General features: G+C 72.7%; 15 protein-coding genes. 9 read left to right on the plus strand and 6 right to left on the minus strand.

Annotated elements, in window-relative coordinates:
* Positions 1-91 precede the first annotated feature (91 nt).
* Positions 92-955 (plus strand): isocitrate lyase/PEP mutase family protein, encoded by an 864-nt coding sequence (locus tag ACFYO5_RS11820; protein ID WP_356562510.1) that lies wholly within the window; start codon positions 92-94, stop codon positions 953-955.
* 337 nt (positions 956-1292) lie between these two features.
* Here the strand turns inward: ACFYO5_RS11820 and ACFYO5_RS11825 are convergent, their stop codons facing one another.
* Together ACFYO5_RS11825 and mmuM are read right to left on the minus strand one after the other, a co-directional pair.
* Positions 1293-2336 carry a LacI family DNA-binding transcriptional regulator gene (locus tag ACFYO5_RS11825; RefSeq protein WP_388707360.1) on the minus strand — a complete coding sequence of 348 codons (1044 nt, stop codon included), beginning with the start codon at positions 2334-2336 and terminating at the stop codon, positions 1293-1295.
* A gap of 692 nt (positions 2337-3028) precedes the next feature.
* A complete protein-coding gene (gene mmuM / locus ACFYO5_RS11830; protein ID WP_388707363.1) occupies positions 3029-4027 on the minus strand; it encodes a homocysteine S-methyltransferase in 999 nt (332 codons plus the stop codon).
* A 129-nt stretch (positions 4028-4156) separates the two neighbouring features.
* On the opposite strand from mmuM, the gene ACFYO5_RS11835 reads away from it, so the two are divergent.
* The 4 genes from ACFYO5_RS11835 (at position 4157) to ACFYO5_RS11850 (ending at position 8518) form a co-directional block, all read left to right on the plus strand.
* A complete protein-coding gene (locus ACFYO5_RS11835) occupies positions 4157-5572 on the plus strand; it encodes an APC family permease (RefSeq protein ID WP_388707365.1) in 1416 nt (471 codons plus the stop codon).
* A 301-nt stretch (positions 5573-5873) separates the two neighbouring features.
* Positions 5874-6863: an ArsR/SmtB family transcription factor gene (locus ACFYO5_RS11840; protein ID WP_388707367.1), complete on the plus strand. Its 990-nt coding sequence runs from the start codon at positions 5874-5876 to the stop codon at positions 6861-6863.
* Between the two features lie 124 nt (positions 6864-6987).
* Complete coding sequence (locus ACFYO5_RS11845; protein ID WP_388707369.1) at positions 6988-7962, plus strand: hypothetical protein; 975 nt, start codon at positions 6988-6990, stop codon at positions 7960-7962.
* Between the two features lie 79 nt (positions 7963-8041).
* Positions 8042-8518, plus strand: a complete 477-nt coding sequence (locus tag ACFYO5_RS11850) for a hypothetical protein (RefSeq protein ID WP_388707371.1) — start codon at positions 8042-8044, stop codon at positions 8516-8518.
* A 350-nt stretch (positions 8519-8868) separates the two neighbouring features.
* Here the strand turns inward: ACFYO5_RS11850 and ACFYO5_RS11855 are convergent, their stop codons facing one another.
* Positions 8869-10965, minus strand: a complete 2097-nt coding sequence (locus ACFYO5_RS11855; protein WP_388707374.1) for an autotransporter-associated beta strand repeat-containing protein — start codon at positions 10963-10965, stop codon at positions 8869-8871.
* A 228-nt stretch (positions 10966-11193) separates the two neighbouring features.
* Here ACFYO5_RS11855 and ACFYO5_RS11860 point away from each other — a divergent pair, with 228 nt between their 5' ends.
* Positions 11194-11346: a hypothetical protein gene (locus tag ACFYO5_RS11860; protein WP_388707376.1), complete on the plus strand. Its 153-nt coding sequence runs from the start codon at positions 11194-11196 to the stop codon at positions 11344-11346.
* A 1-nt stretch (position 11347) separates the two neighbouring features.
* A complete protein-coding gene (locus tag ACFYO5_RS11865) occupies positions 11348-12760 on the plus strand; it encodes an RICIN domain-containing protein (protein WP_388707378.1) in 1413 nt (470 codons plus the stop codon).
* 21 nt (positions 12761-12781) lie between these two features.
* Here the strand turns inward: ACFYO5_RS11865 and ACFYO5_RS11870 are convergent, their stop codons facing one another.
* The gene (locus ACFYO5_RS11870) at positions 12782-14464 is read right to left on the minus strand and encodes a rhamnogalacturonan lyase B N-terminal domain-containing protein (RefSeq protein WP_388707381.1); all 1683 of its coding nucleotides are present in this window, start codon (positions 14462-14464) and stop codon (positions 12782-12784) included.
* Between the two features lie 192 nt (positions 14465-14656).
* Here ACFYO5_RS11870 and ACFYO5_RS11875 point away from each other — a divergent pair, with 192 nt between their 5' ends.
* Both ACFYO5_RS11875 and ACFYO5_RS11880 read left to right on the plus strand, forming a co-directional pair.
* Positions 14657-15706, plus strand: coding sequence for a rhamnogalacturonan acetylesterase (locus ACFYO5_RS11875; protein WP_356562522.1), 1050 nt, complete (start codon positions 14657-14659; stop codon positions 15704-15706).
* Between the two features lie 509 nt (positions 15707-16215).
* Positions 16216-16584, plus strand: coding sequence for a VOC family protein (locus ACFYO5_RS11880; protein ID WP_356562524.1), 369 nt, complete (start codon positions 16216-16218; stop codon positions 16582-16584).
* 26 nt (positions 16585-16610) lie between these two features.
* On the opposite strand, the gene ACFYO5_RS11885 is transcribed toward ACFYO5_RS11880, so the two are convergent.
* Positions 16611-17198, minus strand: a complete 588-nt coding sequence (locus ACFYO5_RS11885) for a TetR-like C-terminal domain-containing protein (RefSeq protein ID WP_356562526.1) — start codon at positions 17196-17198, stop codon at positions 16611-16613.
* A 653-nt stretch (positions 17199-17851) separates the two neighbouring features.
* Positions 17852-19192, minus strand: coding sequence for a jacalin-like lectin (locus tag ACFYO5_RS11890; protein WP_388707386.1), 1341 nt, complete (start codon positions 19190-19192; stop codon positions 17852-17854).
* Between the last annotated feature and the right edge of the window lie 755 nt (positions 19193-19947).

The raw sequence follows: 19947 nt of genomic DNA on the forward strand, positions 1-19947 counted from the left end.
CGGGGTGAGACCGCCCGGACGGGCACGGCGCCGGCCCCCGGCCGCGGAGATCCTCTTGTCCCGGTAATGGCACAGCACGAGAGGCCGGACGTTGACTTACGGGACCAAGCTGCGAGAGCGGATCGCCGCACCGGGCACGACACCGCTGATCGGCGTGTACGACATGTACTCGGCGTCCATCGCGGCCCAGCACTACGACGCGATGTTCGTCTCCGGATTCGGCTTCGCGGCCTCCTACTACGGACTGCCCGACATCGGTTTCATCGCCTGGCCGGACATGATGGCGTTCGTCCAGCGGCTGCGGGGCGCCTTCCCGGGACACCACCTGCTGGTGGACATCGACGACGGCTACGTCGATCCCGAGGTCGCCTGCCATGTGGTGGAAGGCCTCGAGCGGATCGGGGCGTCCGGCGTGATCCTGGAGGACCAGAAGCGGCCCCGCCGCTGCGGGCACGCCGACGGCAAGCAGGTGCTGCCGCTCGCCGACTACCTCGCCAAGCTCGACATGGTCCTCGCCACCCGCCGCGACCTGGTCGTCGTCGCCCGCACGGACGCCACCGACGAGGCCGACATCCTGTGCCGGGCCGAGGCGCTCGCGGCCACCGACGCGGACGTCGTCCTGGTCGACGGCGTGCGCAGCGTGGAGTGGATCCGCCGCATCCGGGGCGTCGTCGGCGACAAGCCGTTGCTGTTCAACCAGATCGCCGGCGGCAAGTCCCCGAGCCTGTCCCTCGGCGAACTCACCGACCTCGGCGTGGACGTCGCGATCTACAGCACGCCGTGTCTCTTCGCCGCCCACCAGGCCATGCACTCCGCGCTGAGCGACCTGAAGCGGACCGACGGCCGCCTGCCGGACGCGGACGAGACCGGTGGCGTCGGCGTACGCACGGCGACCCGGCTGCTGGAGGGCAATCTCGCGCGGCTGCGCTCCGTGCCGCAGAGCGCCCGGGGATGAGCCGGGAGGCGCCGTCCGCGGCGTCCCGGCCGGGCAGGACCCCGCTCCGCGCCCCCGCCCCGGCCCGCCGACGAAGGGGGCCGCGGCCCCCTCTCCTCGTGCCGGCGCGGGGGCGCGCGGTGCCGGGCCGGGTGACCACCGAGCCGACGCCCGGCGGCCTGGGCGACCCGGACAGCGAGCCGGGCCGGGCCGGGCGCCGCCCAGGCCGCCGGACTCCGCGCCGGTCGGACGCTCACCGTCGGCCCGGCCGGGCCGACGACACGCCGCGCCCATGAGGAGGGGCGGGCGGGCCGTCCCCGGGCTGCGGGGAGGTGGGAGGCGGGGCGCGCCGCGTGCGTCACCGACGCGGCGGTGCGGTGCTCGCTCGCTCCACCAACCGTGTGGACAGCTCCGTGCGGGTCCCCTCCGGGTGTTCGCCGTCCATCATCCGTACCAGCAGCCGGAGGGCCGTCGCCGCCATCTCGGCCAGGGGCTGGCGGATCGTGGTCAGGGCCGGAGTGGCCCAGCGGGACTCGGGCAGATCGTCGAAACCGACCACGCTGACGTCGTCCGGAACCCTCAACCCCCGTTCCGCCAGGGCCTCGTAGACACCCAGCGCCATACGGTCGGAGCACACGAAGACGGCCGTCGGCGGCTCGGGCAGGTCCAGCAGATCACGCATGCGGTGACGGGCCACGGACTCGTCGAAGCCGCCGTGGCGGATGTACTCGGGGCGGTGACCGAGGCCCGCCGAGGCGAGGGCGGAACGGTAACCGGCCACACGAGCGGTGCTGCACATCCTGCGGCGCGTTCCGGCGACCACCGCGATCCGCTCGTGACCGAGGGCCAGCAGGTGCTCGGTCGCCGTCACGCCGCCCTGCCAGTTCGCCGCTCCCACCGACACCACGCCCGGCGGCGGCTCCACCACCGGGTCGATCATCACGAACGGGATCCGGTGCTGTTCCAGCCACAGGTACTGGAACTCGGCCAGTTCGGTCAGGTTGAACAACACTCCGGCCGAGCCGCGCGCGGTGAGCTTGTCCAGCCAGCCGCGCTGCGGACGGCTCACCCGGTTCCGGGAGGAGGCGGCCGAGACGACCACGTCCAGGCCCGCGTCGTGCGCCGCCTCCTCCACCCCGTGCAGGACCGCACCGGACCGGGAACTGGCCAGGGAGTGCACCACGAGATCGACCAGCCGGGGCGGTTTCGCGGGGTCGAAGCGGGGTCTGCGGACGTAACCGAGCCGGTCCAGCGCCTCGGTGACGCGGCGTCGGGTCTCGGGAGCCACGTCCTCGCGGCCGTTGACCACCTTCGACGCGGTGGGCACGGACACCCCCGCCTCGCGGGCCACGACCGCCAGGGTCGGCCCGGCCGCCACGCTCGCACTGCCCGTGCGGACCATCGGGAACCACCTCTCCGGCCCGCCCGAGGGCCAGCGAAAGTTCGACCACCGCCCTTTCGGAGCCGATCCTGTCCCGACGGCTCGCAGAAAGCGCTTGCTATCCTAGGTGCGCCCCAGCGCGGCGTGAAGACGTAGGGAACTGTTCGGCTGATGTGGGCGCCCCCGGTGACGGTTCGGCAGCCGTGGCCGCACCGGTGACGAGCGCGCATCACGTGCCATCGGGCCGACGGGCTTCCGCGTCGCCCCGGGGGCGGGGCCGGGAATCAGGCGGTGAGAAGCACGGGCGTCGCGGTGACTCACGGGCCCGTCGCGGTGACGATCACGGGTCGGTCGGCGGCAGGAGGCGCGGGTCCGTCGGCGGTGGGAATCATGGGTCCGTCGGCGGCGGGAGGCGCGAGTCCGTCGCGGGTGGGAGACGAAGGCCGCCTGCCCCGGGGCCGGAGGGGTCGGCCGGGAGCGCCCCGGGGCGCTCCCGGGGCTCCGGCCGCCGAGCCGCGCGCCGCAGACGCGCGCGCCACTGCCCGACGGCGGACATCCCCGGCCGGTGCCCGGACATCCCCCGGGCCGGGCCGCCCCCGGCCGATATCCGGCCGATGCCCGCGCACCCCCGGCCGATGCCCGGATACCCCCCGAGCGGCCCCCGGCCGATATCCGGCCGATGCTCGGACACTCCCAGCCGGCACCCCCGCCGGTTAGGCGACCGTCAGCGTCCGTGCGATCGACGCGACCGCGTCCGGCCCCACCCGGCAGCAGCCACCGATCAGCCGGGCGCCCGAGTCCCGCCAGGCGAGGACCTGTTCGGGGGTGAAGGTGGAGCGGCCGTTCCAGGCGCGGGTCCCGGCGTCCCAGGCCTCGCCGCTGTTGGGATAGACGACGACCGGCTTCCCGGTCACCCGCGCCGCGGTCGCCACGGCGCCCTCGACGTCCTCGGGAGCGCAGCAGTTGACGCCGACCGCGATCACCTCGTCGGCCTCCGCGGCCAGGGCGAACGCCTCCTCCAACGGCTGCCCCGCACGGGTGCGGTCACCCGCGACGCTGTACGACAACCAGGCGGGCACGTCCAGTCCGCGCACCGCCCGCAGCAGCGCCTCGGCCTCCTCGGCGTCGGGCACGGTCTCCAGTGCCAGTACGTCCGGCCCGGCGGCCGCCAGCACCTCCAGGCGAGGCCGGTGGAACCGCTCCAGCTCGTCCACCGTCAGCCCGTAGCCGCCTCGGTACTCGGAGCCGTCCGCGAGCATCGCCCCGTACGGCCCCACCGACGCGGCCACCCACAACGGTTGCCGTACGCCCGCCTCCCGAGCCTGCCGGGCCGCCTCCTGCGCCAGTTCCACGCTCAGCCCGAGCAGCCGGGCCGCCTCCTCGCGGCCGATGCCGCGCTTCGCGAAGCCCTCGAAGGTGGCCTGGTAGCTGGAGGTGATCGCCACGTTAGCGCCGGCCTCGAAGTAGGCGCGGTGCGCCTCGGTGATCGCCTCGGGCCGTTCCGCGAGCAGCCGCGCCGACCACAGCTCGTCACTCAGATCGTGTCCGGCCGACTCCAGCTGGTTGGACATGCCGCCGTCGAGGACCACGGCGCCGGCGGCGAGCGCCTCGGCGAGGGCGGGGCGGCGCGGGGCGGAACCGGGTGCCGAGGAGGCGGGGGCCGGGGCGTCCTGCGCGGCGGGCCCGTGCGGGGTGGGGGTGTCGCTGCTCATGCCCCGACGCTAGTCGAAGCCGTCGCGGAGAAGCCGACTGTGTCCAACAGATGAACAAAGCGCCCACCATGTGGGATGCCGGGCTACGATCACGGTCCCCCCGCCCCACCGCACCCGTACGGATCCGCCATGACTGCCCCCAGCCCCACCGAGGCCACCGGCACCGACGCCGGTCCCGCGCCCGCCCCCCGCCGTCGCGGCTTCGGCCTCGTCGCCGCCACCGCCCTCGTCATGGGCAACATCATCGGCGGCGGCATCTTCGCGCTGCCCGCGGCGGTCGCCCCGTACGGCACGGTCAGCCTGCTCGCCTTCGTGGTCCTCTCCGTGGCCGCGCTCCTGCTCGCCCTCCTCTTCGGCAGGCTGGCCCGCCGCAGCCCGGTCACCGGCGGCCTCTACGTCTACCCGCGCGACGCCTTCGGCCCCTTCGCCGGCTTCCTGTCCGCCTGGTCGTACTGGACGATGTGCTGGGTCAGCATCGCGGCGCTGGCCGTCGCCGTCGTCGGCTACGTCGACGTGCTGATACCGCTGCACGGCGATCACGCCCTGGAAGCGGTCGTCGCCCTGGCCGCGCTGTGGCTGCCGACCGCCGCGAACTTCGCGGGCACCCGCTGGGTGGGCACGGTCCAGATCGTCTCCACCGTCCTGAAGTTCGTTCCGCTGCTGGTGGTCGCCACGGTCGGTCTGTTCTTCGTCGACACCGACAACTTCGGGCCGTTCAACGCCTCGGGGAGCAGTGTCCCCGGCGCGCTCGCCGCCTCCGCCGCGCTGCTTCTCTACAGCTTCCTCGGCGTGGAGTCGGCCGCCGTCAGCGCGGGCGAGGTCGACGACCCCGAGCGCACGGTCGGCCGGGCGAGCGTCCTCGGCACCCTGGGATCCGCGCTCGTCTACCTGCTGGGCACGGTGGCCGTCTTCGGCCTGGTCCCGCACGACCGGCTCGTCGACTCCGGGGCGCCCTTCGCCGACGCCGTGAACGCGATCACCGGCGGCACGTGGGGCGGCACCGCCATCTCCCTGGTCGCCGTCGCCTCCATCGTCGGCTGCCTCAACGGCTGGATCCTGCTGGCCGCGCAGATGCCGTACGCCGCGGCCCGCGACGGACTGTTCCCGCGGCCGTTCGCCCGTGTCGGCAAGGGCGGGGTGCCCGCCTTCGGTGTGTGGGCCGTGGCCGTCCTCGGCACGGTGCTCATCGGCCTCAACTACACGGCGGGTCCCGACACCACGTTCCGGGTCCTGGTCCTGATCACCACGTTCACCGGCTGCGTCCCGTACCTGCTGTCCGCCGCCGCCCAGCTGTACTGGCTGGCGCGAGGCAGCCGCGAACGCGTCCGTCCCGCGGGTCTGGTCCGGGACGTCGTGGTCGCCGCCCTCTCCTTCGCGTTCTCCTTCTGGCTGATCGCGGGAGCCGGCTACGCGGCCGTCTACCAGGGCGTGCTCTTCCTCTTCGCGGGCATCCCGGTGTACGTGTGGCTGCGCGGGCGCCGGGAGACGCCGGAGCCGTCCGCGCCGACGCCCGCGCCCACCGAGGTGACCGCTCCGGGCGCGTGAGGCCCAGCCGCCCTGCATCACGCCTACCGGCCGGACCCTGCGGCTGACGGTCGAGGATGGGCTCGTTCCGCAGGAGTTGCGGAGTTGTTCGAGCGGGCGGTGCCGCCTGCTCCGTCGCGGTCTCGTCGAGTGGGTGGGCAGATGCGCCCGGCGCCGGCGTCGGTGGTCCACGGCAACCGGCGGCAGCGGGGCGAGTGGTGGGATCGGGGGAGTGGCCGGATCGTGGCGAGGCCCGGAAGCACCCTGCGCAGTGCCGTGTTGTCCGAAACGACGACAGCAGGCCTCTCACGAAGGACTTCCTATGCCGGGCACCTACCTCTCGCTGGGTCCGCTGGACGACGTGCACGTCGAAGTGGTCAGGGGCCCCGGACCCACCCTCTTTCCGTTGCTGCACGACGTCCTCGGCGACGGTGCGCACCACGGCGTGCCCGGACCCTGGCGGCGGGCCGTCGCCGCGGCGCTGCCGTCCGCCGCGGAACTGGTCGGCCCGCTGTTCGCAGCGGGCTCCCACTGGGCGCCCGACACACTGGCGCTCACCGCCGACCTGCGGGCCGCCTCCATCGGAGCCGTCCTGGCACGGCTGGACGACGCGGACCCCCGGGAACTCGGCCTCGAAGTCGCGCACCACTTCCAGGGCCGGCCGCCGCGGTCATGGCAGCGGCTGGTCAGCGACCCGTCCGGCACCCTGCGCGCGTACCGCGACGTCGTGACGGCGGCCTCGCGGGTCATGCAGCCCCTGTGGAACGCGGCCGACCCCCTGCTGGGCAAGGAGGTCGAGCGGATCGGCGCCGCCGTCGTCAGCCGGAACCTCGACGCCGTGCTCACCGGCCTGGACCCCGGCTACCGCTACGAGCAGGGCTGTCTGCGACTGCCGCACGGCGACGGTCACGCGCGCATCGAACTCGGCGGCCGCAGGCTGGTGTTGATTCCCGTGGCCTCCGGCAGCAAGGCGGCGATGTACAGCCTGGACTCCGAGCAGGAGGTCTGGCTGGGCTATCCCCTGCCCGGCCAGGGGCGACTCACCACCCGGCAACAGCCTCCGCGCAAGGACGCCCTCAGCCAGCTCCTCGGCCCCCTGCGCGCCGGGGTGCTGCGCTCGGTCCAGCCACCGGCGACCGTCAGCGAACTCGCGGCGTTGCTCAACGTCGGCGTCAGCACCATCACCTATCACTGCGAACACCTGAAGGCGGCGGGACTGCTGCAACGGGAACGGCACGGACGCGAGGTGCGCCAGCGGCTCACCCGCCGCGGCGCCGAACTGGTCGAACTGCTGGCCGGACCGATCCGCTGACCTGACGCGGCCGGCCCGCTCCGGCCCCACCTTTCGAAAAACATGCAAAGGCTCGCCCCCCGTGCCCGGCCTGCCCAGGATGACTGCATACCCAGCAGCCCCTCACCCCCGGGAAAGGACGTCCATGGACGCGACCGCGCCACCCGAGCGCCGTTCCCGCCGCAGCGCCACCCGACGCGATCCGGTCTCCCCGCGACGCCCCATGGCCGTCCTCGTCACGGTCCTCGCCACCGCCACCCTGGCCGGCTGCGGCGGCACTCGGAACACGGACGCCCATCCCGGGACGACGGCGGCTCGTCCGCCCCAGCTCTCCGACGCGCAGCACCTGCGCATCGCCGACGCCCAACAACGCCTCATCGCCGAGTGCATGCGGGGCAAGGGCTTCCGTTACCGGGAGCCCGCGCGGCCCAACCTGGAGGAAAGCCGGACCTTCGGCTATGTGACGGACGACGTCGCCTGGGCGCGCAAGCACGGCTACGGCAGCCGCATACGCGCCGAGGAGGACCGGGCACGCCGCACGAACCCCAACCTCGCCTACCGCCTGACCCTGTCCCCGCCACGGCGCGCCGCCTACGACGCGGCGCTGGACGGCGGCACGGACGCCCCGGTCCTCTCAGCCGAACTCCCCTCCGGCGCCACGGTCCGCAAACGGGTGGGCGGATGCGCGGCGGCCGCCGAGGAACGCCTGTACGGCGACCCGGCGACCTGGTTCCGGCTGGAGAAGACGGTGGACAACCTCCAGCCGCTCTACGTCCCCAAGGTGCTCGCCGACAAGCGCTTCTCAGCGGCGGTCGCGGCCTGGTCACGCTGTATGCGGCGAGTCGGCCACCCCTTCGACTCACCGGCCGCGGTCCGTGCCGCGGCGCTCCGACCGGACGAAACGATTCCCGCCGGGGCGGCGTTCCGGAGGGAACGCGCACTCGCCGTCGCGGACGCGACCTGCGCCCGGAACACGTCACTCAAGGCCATCGGGACGGAACGCGAAACCCACTACGTCGACCTCCTGCGCGACCGTTACGGCACGGCCCTGGACGCGCACGCGCGTCGTCAGCGGGAGGCCCTGCGACGCGCCATGGCCGTCGTGGGCCCCCGGACCTGACCGCGTCACTCCCGCGGTCACCTCACACGTCCACGGTCAACGCCGTGGTTCGGCACGCTTCGACAAGAAAGGCACGTCAATGAACATGCGCAAGGTGAGCACGGCCTTCGCGGGACTCGCCCTGGCCGCAGTGGGCCTCGTCGTCCCGACCACCTCGGCCCAGGCGGCGGGCCAGGGCGCGGGCTGCGAAGCGAAGTGGCCCGGCCGGGACGGGTACGTCCGCGCCTGGCAGCACCCCGACTGCCAGGGCATCCTGCTGGGCGCCTCCACGGGCGACGACTCGCACTGGGGTGACGGGGCCGGCGGCTTCGGCTACGACGCCTACTACGACACGAGCTCGGTCATGAACAGCGGCACCCTCGGTGGCCGCGACGTCGTCGCCTTCTACCACAGTCCCGGCTACATCGGCGGCTACACCTGCCTGTCCCCCTACGAGCTGTACGCCGACAACCTCACCGACAACCACTTCACGGACGGGCTCGTCGTGGACAATCGCATCGGATCCCACCGCTGGGTGACGTCAGCCGAGTGCGCGCCGGGCAGCTGGCTCAGCTGACCGCTCCCCGTATCCCTCGTCGGCCGGCCGGCACCACGCGGCCGGCCGGCCTTTCCCGTTCGGGTCCGGTCAGGCCTCTGGGTCCGCTGGCGCCGTCGAGGCCGAAGTGGCCGCCGTGTGCGCCGGTGTCCCCACCTCGTTGCTCGTGGCCGGCGGCGTGGCCCGTGGTCCTGCTGAGCTGCGTTGCGCCCGCCGGTCCGGCCGCCCCCGCCTTCGTGCGGTCCGGGGCCGCGACCGCACCGGCCGCCCGAGTGGGCGTGTGAACAGGCGAATCACTCCTGATGTTCGACGGCTGTTCCGTCGTCGGAGTCCCGTCGTCCGGCCGGCAGGCGGGAATCCGACGGCCGGGCCTACGCCGCGTGCCGCCCGCCCCCGCCGCGCCGCCCGCCGCGGCGGCCGCGCAGTGTCACCGGCAGCACCAGGCCGCCCAGCAGACTCGCGGCCAGCGGGTACGGCCACCAGCCGTAACCGTCGGTGCCGGCCGCCGCCGTACCGCGGGCCTCGGTCGTGACCGCTCCCGACGAGGCGCGGTCGGCCGCCTTGCCGGAAGGGCTCGCGGTGGTGGCCGTCAGGACGACGTCGTTGCCGTCGCCGCCCCGGTAACTGATCCGGTGGACGGTGTCGGCGAGTTTCACCTCCGCCCCCTCCCTCAGCCCCTCGAAGACCCCGCCGACCGGCGTGGTTCCCGCGTGGTCGAGGAGGGTGATCTCCCTCGCGGTGGTGTCGCCGACCGCCGCCAGGTCCAGCCCCCCGGCCAGTCGCACCTTGCCGGTCACCTTCAACGGCTGCGTGCGGACGACGAGTTCGCCGTCCGCGCGCTGTGTGTAGTCACCGTCCACCGTCGGTCCGCCGGTGACGACGCCCTCGTTCGTCACGCTGCCGCGCACCGTGCCCCGGCCGCCGAGGGTGCCCGTCACCCGCAGTGCCGAACCTCCCGTGTCGAGCCGCGACCTCTGGGAGTCGAGCCGCACCGAACGGCTGTCGGCGAGCGTCGCGCCGTCCCTCAGCGCGAGGGTCCCCTCGCGGACGGTCGTCGTCCCGGTGTAGGTCACGGCCGGCCCGGTGAGCGTCGTCGTCGCGGCGCCGGCCTGCACGAGCGATCCGCTCCCGCTGATCCGGGACAGGGAGACGGCGGTCTTCCTGTTGCGCACGACAAGGGTGCCGTCGTTCACGATCCGCCGCCGGTCCGTGCCGGTGAGCAGCGAACCGTCGCCCCCGGCCGTGCCCGATCCCAGGCGCAGCACCGCGCCCTTCTCGACGGTCGTCGACCCGTCGTAGTGCTGCGCGGCCGCGAAGGTGACGTCGTTTCCCCTGGTGCCGGCGATGACGATGTCCCCGGCGCCCGGCGCGGCCAGGGTGTCGTGGAAGCGGCCGCCGCCGATGGGAGCCCCGAGCGTGACGGGGCCGTTGTAGTCGAAGGTCAGCTTCGAACGGGAGCGGGCCGCCAGCAGGTTGATGTACACGGTCTTCGCGGTGCCCGGCATGAAGATCTCGCTCGTGGTGCCGTCGCCCCACCGGACGTCCGCCCCCTTGATGTTGGTGCCGCGCTTGTTGACGTTCCCGCGCGCCGGGGTCCAGTTCAGGGCCGGGTCGCTGAGCGAGGGATCGGTGTCGCCGCCGCGGTCCGACCAGCTGTACCGGCCGGTGAGCACCACCCGGCCGCCCGGCCTGGACTGGATGTTGATGTCGCTGCCGTACTCGCGTTGGTAGAAGTCCATGCCCATGGTGACCGTCCGGCCCAGGGGGGTGTCCACGGTGAACGTGCCCTGGTTGAGCACCTTGCGCACGTGGGGCAGGGAGGTCGCGTACTCCGGCCGGCCGGCGTTCACCTGGGTGCCGTTGTCGATCACTCCGGAGAAGGGGTGGGTGCCCGACAGGTCCCAGGTGCCCCAGAGGAACCGCGGCTGCGTGATCAGCCCGGAACCGCTGATGGTGCCCAGGTTGTAGGCGCTCCGCAGGGAGAGCCGCAGCGTTCCGTCGACGCGGATGTTGTCCTGGTTGAGGCGGAACGCCGGGGTGTCGTACGGGAAGTGGCCGATCAGACCGGCCGTGCCGCCGTCGCCGTACTGGAGGGTCGCGCCGCGTTCGACGGTGACCGCGGGCGGATCGGGGCGGGTCACGGTCACGTACGGGTGGTTGCCGCCGAGCGTCCGCACGGTCTGCCGCGGCTCGGGCAGAGTGAAGTCGCTGTCCCTGGTCAGGACGAGGGTGCCGCGGCCGCGCACGGTGAGCGTTCCCCGCCCGCGGAAGACCCCGTCGTACGTCGTGGTGCCCGGCGGCACGGTGACGGCCGTGGGGCCGGAGAGGGTCACGTCGCGGTTAGCGAGCACGTCGGCGGTGACGTCCCGGGCACCGGCCGCCGCGGCCGGGGGAGCGGTGGTCAGAAGGGCGGCGACCGCCGCGAGTGCGCCGGCGGCCGCTGCTGTGGTGGGGAGAGGACTTCGCACGTGTTCGGAGACGGTCCGGGGCAGGGCGCGATAACAGAAATCCGCCACCCGGCCGGAAACCTGGGGAAAGGGCTTTCTGTACTTCCCTCCCAGTCTCGCCGGACCCGTTGACCTCGTCGTAACACGCCCTTACCTTTTCGGCGTTCGTCATTCCACATGCCGTTCGCGATCTCGAACAACCGGAGGGTGGTTCGAGGCCGGAACGACCCCCAGGCGAGAGGCAGCCGCGTGCAGCCCATCCCCTCGTCCGCCACCCAACCGGCCCCCCGGGCCCGGATCCACCGCCCCACCCGCCTCCAGGCCCCCACCCGGACCGCGGACGGCGCCCCCGACGTCGGCCTCCCCGTCGCCGACACCGTGAACGTGAAGGAGAGTGCGTGACATGAGACGTGCGTACGCGATCCTGCTCGCCCTCTGTCTGGCGCTGACCGGCGCCCTCGCCACCGCGGGCCCGGCCCAGGCCGCGCCCCAGACCGTCGCCACCGGCACACAGTTCACCGACACGTCCGGCAACCCCGTACACGCCCACGGCGGCGGGGTGCTCAAGGTCGGGACCTACTACTACTGGTTCGGCGAGAACCGCAACGCCGACAACACGTTCCGGTACGTGGACGCCTACCGTTCCACCGACCTGAAGAACTGGGAGTTCCGCAACCACGTCCTGACCGAGGCGAGCGACCCCGAGCTGGCCACCGCCAACATCGAGCGGCCCAAGGTCATGTACAACGCCGCCACCGGCAAGTTCGTCATGTGGATGCACAAGGAGAACGGCACCGACTACAGCGAGGCGCGCGCCGCCGTCGCCGTCTCCGACACCGTGGACGGTAACTACGCGTGGCAGGGCAGCTTCCGCCCGCTCGGCCAGCACATGTCCCGCGACATCACCGTCTTCGTCGACACCGACGGAAGCGGCTACATGGTCTCGGCCGCCCGCGAGAACTACGACCTCCAGATCTACCGGCTCACCGCCGACTACACCGGCATCGCGAGTCTGGTCGCCGACCCCTGGCACGGCGGCCACCGCGAGGCCCCCGCACTGTTCAAGCGCGGCAACGTCTACTTCATGCTCACCTCGGCCGCCACCGGCTGGAACCCCAACCAGCAGCAGTACGCCACCGCCACGTCCCTGTCCGGGCCCTGGTCGGCGATGACGAACGTCGGCGACTCGACGACGTACGGCTCGCAGACGGCGTACGTCCTTCCCGTGCAGGGCAGTTCGGGCACCTCCTACCTCTACCTGGGCGACCGGTGGGGGAACTCCTTCGGCGGCACGGTCAACGACTCGCGGTACGTGTGGCTGCCGCTCACCTTCCCGACCTCGACCTCGATGTCCATGTCCTGGTCGCCGGAGGTCACGATCGACACGGCCGCCGGGACCGTCAGCGGCACCAGCGCCACGTACAACACGCTGATCGCCCGGCACTCGGCCAAGTGCGCCGACGTGACCAGCCAGTCGCTGTGGCCGGGCGCCCAGATCAAGCAGTACGACTGCAACGGCGGCGCCAACCAGAAGTACTGGTTCAAGTCCGTCGGCAGTGGCTACTACCGGCTGATGGTCCGCAACAGCTCCCTGTGCGTGCAGGAGAACGCCGGCACGGTCACCCAGGAGAACTGCAGCGCATCGGCGACCACTCAGCAGTGGTCACTCACCACCACCGGCTCCTACGTGAACATCAAGTCCCGTGCGAGCGGCAAGTGTCTGGACGTGAACGGCGCGTCCACCGCCAATGGCGCGACCGTCATCACGTACACGTGTGGCAGTGGCACTAATCAGCAGTGGACGCGCGGGACATGACGTCAGGTCAGGTGGGTGGCGTCAGGCCAGCAGGTCGATCGCGTCGATCGCCGTCCCGGCGCTGAGGAAGCCGGTCGTTCCCGAACCGCTCACCACGTTGATCTTCAGCACGTTGTACTGGCCGGTGTCCGTCCGCCAGGCGCTCGCCGGGATGCTGTAGGTGAAGGTGTGGTTGTTGCCCCGGTAGGACCCGTTGGTCAGTGACCGCGTGTTCGGCTGGGTGGGCGGGGAGGGGATGGCCGACGTCCAGGCGTCGTTCAGGGTGACCTGGGGGCGCCCGTTGGCGTAGGCCGTCGTCACGCCGATGCGCAGGGTGTGCGCGGCGGCGGCCTGGGCGGCGGTCAGCTTGAAGTACACGAGCAGGCCGCTGTTGACGTCCTTCCAGAGGTAGCAGGGGAAGGCGGACGTCTCGCTGCCGCTGCCGATCACCACGTTGCCGGTCCAGGAGGCGGCCCGCACGTCGGACGGATGCGCGTACGTCATCAGGTCGGCGTTCTTGAAGCCGCTCGGGGTGCCGTTCCAGTCGTTGATCCGCCAGAGCGTTCCGGCGTTGCTGGGGTCGTTCGAGGACGGGATCGCGATCGAGTTGAGGGTGGTCGTCCCTCCTGCGGACACGGTCGTCTGTGTACTGTATACAGCCAGCTCACCCTTGTGGACAGTCAGTGTGTAGGTCCCCGGCAGCACCCCGCCGATGGCGAAGTAGCCGTCGGACGAGCGGTCCGAACCCCAGTACTGCGCCGCTGTGTTGGCGAGCCCGACCGTGTAGGGGTGGGCGGTGTCACGGCCCGTGATGCCGACGCCGGCCACCTTGCCCCGGCCGCTCGCGCCGACGTAGCCGGAGATGCCGAGCGAGTCCGCCCAGGAGGTGGTCAGGGTGCCCGGGAACAGTGACGAGGAGGGGGCGCCGCCGTCCGTGAAGGCGATGACGTACGGGCCCTGGAGGCCGAAGCGCTGGTCCTCGGTCTGGTTCTGCCCGTAGTACAGGATCTCGTAGAGGCCGCCGCCGTCCGCGCTCTGGTGGCGCAGCAGCGAGCGGTAGAACGGACCGCCGGAGGCCTTCTCGTGGTTGCTGCGCACCATCCACAGGCCGACGCTGCCGGTCTTCCAGCCGATGAAGTCGTAGTCCATGACCCGCAGCTTCGAGTAGTGCTTCGAGCGGGTCTGGCCGTCCGACTTCGCGAACACGTCCGACGCCTCGATGGTGCTGGTGGTGTACGTGTAGGAGTCGGGCTCGTCGTTGAGGAACAGACCCTTCTTCACGCGCAGGATGTAGCGGGTCGCCGATACGGACGTGTCGGCCTTGTTGGTCCACAGGTAGACGTTGTTCTCGCCGCTGCGAGCCGCGTAGTAGTGCTTCAGCGTGCCGTACGCGACGGAGATCAGGATCGTCGCGCCGGACTGCTTGACGGACACGGTGGAGGCGCCGAGGCCGGACTCGATGTGCGAGTTCATGCCGCCGTAGCCCTGGTACTCCACGCCGCGGTAGACCAGCGAGGTCAGATCGCCGTTGGACTTGCCGACCTTGAAGACGAGGTCGGCGCCGGTGGCGACGACGTAGTTCGAGCCGTCGTCGGTGTAGCCGAAGGCCGCGGCGGACGCGGGGGCGGCGAGGGGACCGGTGAGCGCGGCGGTGCCGGCGGCGGCCGCCGTGCCCAGGACGAAGGTGCGGCGTCGGACCGGGTGACGGCTCTCGGATCCGGACATGGGGGTGCCTCCTTCGGGAGGAGTGGGGGGTGCGGGTGATTCGCCAGAGTGGCAGTTGAATCGATTTTCCGAAAGGGCTTTCGCGCGTAGGAAGTTGGCGATCCTGTGAAGTCGTCCCCGGGTCTAGAAAGCGCTTGCCGAAGGCGGTACGGTCCTCCGCCAGGTCCTGTTGCCGCGACCGAGGAGCCGCATGTGAGTCGTTTCACCCCCGCCGTGCTGTCGGCGCTGACCCTGGCCACCGCCCTGACGGCGGTACCCGCCGCCCGGGCCGACGACGGCCGGAGCCCGGCGCCGGGCATCGCCGCCTGCACCGCCACCGCCTGCCACTTCGACGTACCGCCCGGCACCTACGACGTGAAGGTCCTCCTCGGCGGCGAGGCCGCGTCGAGCACCGCGATCGGCGGCGAGACCCGGCGCTCCCTGCTGCCCGAGACGGCCGTCCCGGCGGGCGAGCGCCTCGCCCGCACCTTCACGGTCGACGTCCGCACCCCCGAGGGCGAGCCGACCGGCGCCGACGGGACCCCCGGCCTGGACCTCGTCCTCGGCGGCTCGGCGCCCGCCCTCGCCGGCATCCGTGTCACCCCGGCCCGCCACAGCCGCCAGGTCTTCCTCGTCGGCGACTCCACCGTCTGCGACCAGCCGGGCGACCCCTACTCCGGCTGGGGCCAGCAACTCCCGCAGTACCTGCGGAAGGGCGTCTCGGTCGCCAACTACGCCGATTCCGGGGAGAGTACGGTCACCTATCTGGGGAACCCGCAGTTGTGGGCCGCCGTCCAGCCACGGATCCACCGCGGCGACCTGGTCCTGATCCAGCTCGCGCACAACGACAAGACGACCGACGAGGCGACCTACCGCGCGAACCTGGAGACGCTGGTCGCGGGCGTCCGCGCGAGGGGCGGGACGCCGGTCCTCGTCACCCCGATCGTGCGCCGCTGGTTCAACGCCGACGGCACGCTGAACAACGGCACGGCCCTGCTGGTCAACGGCCTCGGCGTCGACCACCCCGCCGTCGTCCGCTCGGTCGCGGCGGCGCGGGACGTCCCGCTGATCGACCTCACGGCGAAGACCAAGGCGCTGGTGGAGGCCCTGGGCGTGGAGGGCTCCAAGGCCCTGTATCTCTACAACGAGAAACGGGACAACACGCACACCTCCGTGCACGGTGCCACCGTCTACGCGGGCCTGGTCCGTGACGCACTCGTCGCCCTGCGGCTGGTGCCGGAAGGCCTCGTGCGGGTGGGATGAGACCCCTGGGGGCGCCCCGACCGGAACCGGGACGCCCCCAGGCCCGAACCCCCGCCTCTCGCGGCCGGTGGACCGCCGCCGACCGGCCTCGGCCCGTCGTCCGTGCGCGTACGGCACCGGTACGGCGGGGACCCGAGTGGCGACGGCGTCGGCCGTGGCCACCGCCGGGCCGACGGGTCGCCGGGCCGATGGGCCGGTTCCGGGCGCGGCGGGATGCGCGGCCGCGCGGACACGGTGCCGGTGAGTCGCGGGTTCGGTTCTCATGTCCGGTTTGTGAGGCGCGAGTTGCGCGTCGTCCGGCTGTCATGGTGTGCCGTTGCCGTTGCCGTTGCCGTTGCCGTGCTCGGTCAAGCCGCCTGCCCGAGGGACGACTTGCCGGGCGAGCGGCGGGTGCTGCCGGGCCGGGGCGCCCATCCGCCGGGGGTTTCCGGCCGTCGGGCGGCTGCCGTCGGCCCGGCCGACACGGAATCCGCGTTGCCGCGCGTGGCCGGTTGCACGAGACTCCCCGCATGACATCCAAGATCCGGCACGTGACGATCGACAGCGCGGACGCGTACGGCCTGGCCAGTTTCTGGTCCGCGGTCCTCGGCGAACCCCTCCACCAGGACGACAACCCGGGCGACGAGGAGGCGTTGATCGAGGGAGCCGGGCTGCTCTTCGTCACGGTCCCCGAGCGCAAGACCGTCAAGAACCGCGTCCACGTCGACCTCCAGCCGCAGGACCGCACCCGCGACGAGGAGGTCGACCGACTGCTCGCCCTCGGAGCCACCCTCGTCGCCGATCACCGCCGACCGGACGGCACCGGGTGGGCCCTCCTCGCGGACCCGGAGGGAAACGAGTTCTGCGTGGAGCGGAGCGCGGCGGAGCGGGCGGGCTGACGGCTCGACGGCCGGCGCGCGCCCCGCTACCCGCCGTTCGGCCGCTTCTCGCCGGGCCAGTGCGTCAGCGCCGTGTGCAGGGCCTCGACCGCCTTGTCCCACGAGCGCTGTACGTCGCGGGGCGCGCCGAAGCCCCCGCCGGCCTCCAGGACGCAGTAGCCGTGGAAGGTGCTCCGCAGCAGACGCACCGCGTCGGTGAGGTCGGGCTCCTCCAGGCCGTACGCGCGGAGCATGCCGTAGGTGATGTCCGCGGTGCGGCGGAAGGACGGGGCCTCGGCGACCAGCGTCTGGTCCATGGGGATCTGGGTGGCGGCGTACCGCCCCGGATGCTGGAGCGCGTACGCGCGATAGGCGTCGGCGAAGGCCGCGAGGGCTTCCCGGCCGGAGCGGCCCGCGACGGCCGGGGCGATCCGGTCGATCATCTCGGCGCCCGCGTACAGCGCGAGGCGGGTCCGCAGGTCCTGGACGTTCCGGACGTGGGAGTACAGGCTGGCGTCCTTGACGCCGAAGCGGCGGGCGAGCGCGGAGAGGGTGACGTGGTCGAACCCGGCCTCGTCTGCGAGGTCGGCGGCGGCCGCGACCAGAAGATCCGCGGTGAGGCCGGCTCGGGGCATGGGGGGCGCCTTGTTCGTCGGGGGCCTGGGTGGGTCGGGGAGGATCCTAAGGGCTGTCTCGACGCGGCGGCTTCGCGGCGAACGCGGCGTGATCATGGTCACGGTCCTCGGGAGAAGCGGGAGAAGCGGGGGAAGCGGGGGAATGCTGAGGGACCGCTGACACCGTCCCCACTCGTGAACACCGGGAGGGCATGCACAGGTGGCCGGCAGATCCTCCGAGGAGTCCGGGAACGACGGCTCGTCCCCGTCCGACGACGAACTGCGGGCATTCCTCCAGGAGAGCGAACGCGGCGCGGTCGATTCCGCCCCGAGGGAGTCCTCCGCCCGCGCCCGCATGGTCACCGAGCGGCTGCGGGGGCAGGCCGCCCGCGGCGAGGTGCCCCCGCCGTGGCGAGGCGGCCCGGCTCCGGGCGACCGCTCGCGGTGGCGGAAGGCGTGGCCTTTCCTGGGTGTCTCCCTGGCCGTCCGCGCGCTGGCCGTGTCGCGGACACGTGCGGAGGGGAGAGGGCGGGCACCGGCCGCGACGGGTCTTCCCGGGGCCGGGGCGGGAGCGGCCCGGGCCGCCGCACCGCTCGCGGCGGGGGCCGGCCCGGACGACGAGACGGGCCGGGGCGCCACCTGCACCGGGCGTGGGTGGCGCCCCCGCCACGGGCTCAGCCGATCGGTGCGTAGACCACGCCCAGCTTGTCCACCTCGGACCCCGCGCGGCCCGTGAAGCCGACGATCTGCCAGCCGGACGGGGCGGTGAAGGTCCTCGTGTCGGCGGTCGCCGTACCCGTCGCCAGGGTGCGGCCCCTGTCGGTCGTGAAGGACGCCGAGAAGACGCGGGTGCGTCCGTCCTTCTGACCCTGCGTCAGTACGGCGGAGGTGAGGTGTTCGCCCGCCGCCAGGGTCAGTGTGGTGGCCGTGCCGCCGGTGCCGCCGTGCGTGAGGGTCGTACCGCCGTCGTGGGTCAGGGAGACGGCGTCCACGCGGGAGCCGCCGCGCAGTGTCAGGGTGCGGGGAGCCGGTGTGGCCGGCAGGTCGTCCGCCTCGGTGAAGGCCGTACCGTGGGGGCCGCCGACGAAGTCGCTCGCCCGCAGGGTGGGGTTGAGGGTGTAGGAGAAGTCCACCGTGTGGGGGAAGTGGTCGGAGAGGTTGCCGCCCGCGGAGTCGAGGAAGGACGCCCACGCGTTCTGGTAGCGGGTGGCGTCGAGCGACAGGAGCCTGCTGCCGCGGTAGAGGATCTTGTCGACCACCTCGCAGTCGTTCGTCGGGGCCGTCGTCGGGCAGAGCAGGGGGTCCGCGCCCTGGGCCGGCGGCGTACCGCCCTTGACGAGCTTCACCCAGGGGTCGGTGAGCCCGTTCTCGGTGACGAGGGTGCGGATGTTGTCCTGGGCGCGGGTGTAGCGGGTGTTGGTGTCCCCCATCACGAGCACCGCGTTGCCGGAGGAGTTGGCCTGGATGAAGTCCGACAGCTGCTCGATGTTGGCGCGTCGGGCGGCCATCGCGTCGTCCGCGGAGTCGGCGTTGGTGTGCACGTTGTACAGGTCGAGGAAGACGCCTTCGGCGAGCCGTACACGCGCGAGCGAGAAGCCCTTCGGGGTGAGGCAGTTGGTGCCCGTGCAGGTGTTCCACCGCACCCGCTCGAAGTCCTCGAAGGCGTGGTCGGAGAGGGTGTTGATGCCGTCGCCGAAGGGTACGCCGCCGCTCGTCGCGGTCCGGTAGGGGTGGTTGTCGCCCGCGTACAGGGCCGCGTGGTAGTTGAAGTCCTCCTGGACGTTGACGATGTCGTACGCCCCCAACCTCGGTGAGATCAGCGGGGTGTTGGTCTGGGGGTGGCCCGAACTCAGCCCTTCGGGCAGGCCCGCCACGTTGTAGGTGAGCACGTTGAACGAACCGGTGGTGGCCGTCGCGGCGGAGGTGGCGGCCGCGGCCGGTGTCGCGCCCGTGCCCGCGAGGCCGGTGAGGGCCAGCGCGGAGGCCGCGAGGGTGCCGAGGAGTCGTCGTCTCATGTGGGGGTGTCTCCCGGTCGGGGCGGACTGCTGGAAAGGTGAACGCTGCTCAGGTTCGATGGCGATCAGTGTGACGGCAAAGGGCGGTTGAGGGAACAGTGGGAGACGAGGCGAGCCGCCGTCTCCGGATCCGTCGACATCACCCGGGGCGGCTACTAACCCGCCTGCGGGCCACGTGGGGTACGAGGTGACCGAGGGCGCCCCGGACGCCGTGGGCCCGTGGTGCTGTACCGCGCGGGGCGGACCGGCTGCGCGGCACGATGACCGGTGGTGGAGGTGCTGTCGGTGTCCGCGGTCGACCGTGTCACGGTGTTGCGCGTGTCCGGCCGACCGGCGTCCGCCGCGCGGCTGGTGGCGCACCATCAGGTGTTTCCGCGGCGGCGGAAGCGGTGGGCCGGTGCTCGCCGTGATGCCCGTCGTGGGCGGCACCCCGGTGCCGTTCGCGGAGCCCGAAGCGACCCCCTGACGCGCGGATTGCAGAGGGTCGGCGCCGCCGGCGGCTGGCCGATGCACCCGGCGCACCCGGCGACCAGGGGCGGCGGGAGCGGCTGAGGTGGCGTCCCGGCGGGCCGGCGGCCCGGTCGCGCTGTAGGGGACGCCGGGGTTCCAGGCCCGCCGTCGTCCGAGCGACCGCCGACCGTCGAGCGGCGTCCGGGCGACCGCCGATCGGCGTCCGGCGTCCGGGCGACCGTCAACCGCCGACCGCCGACGGCCGACCGCCGACGGCCGACCGCCGACCGTTTCCGGCGACCCGG

The organism is Streptomyces sp. NPDC006259 (assembly GCF_042870975.1).
In the GTDB taxonomy this organism is placed as follows: Bacteria; Actinomycetota; Actinomycetes; order Streptomycetales; family Streptomycetaceae; genus Streptomyces.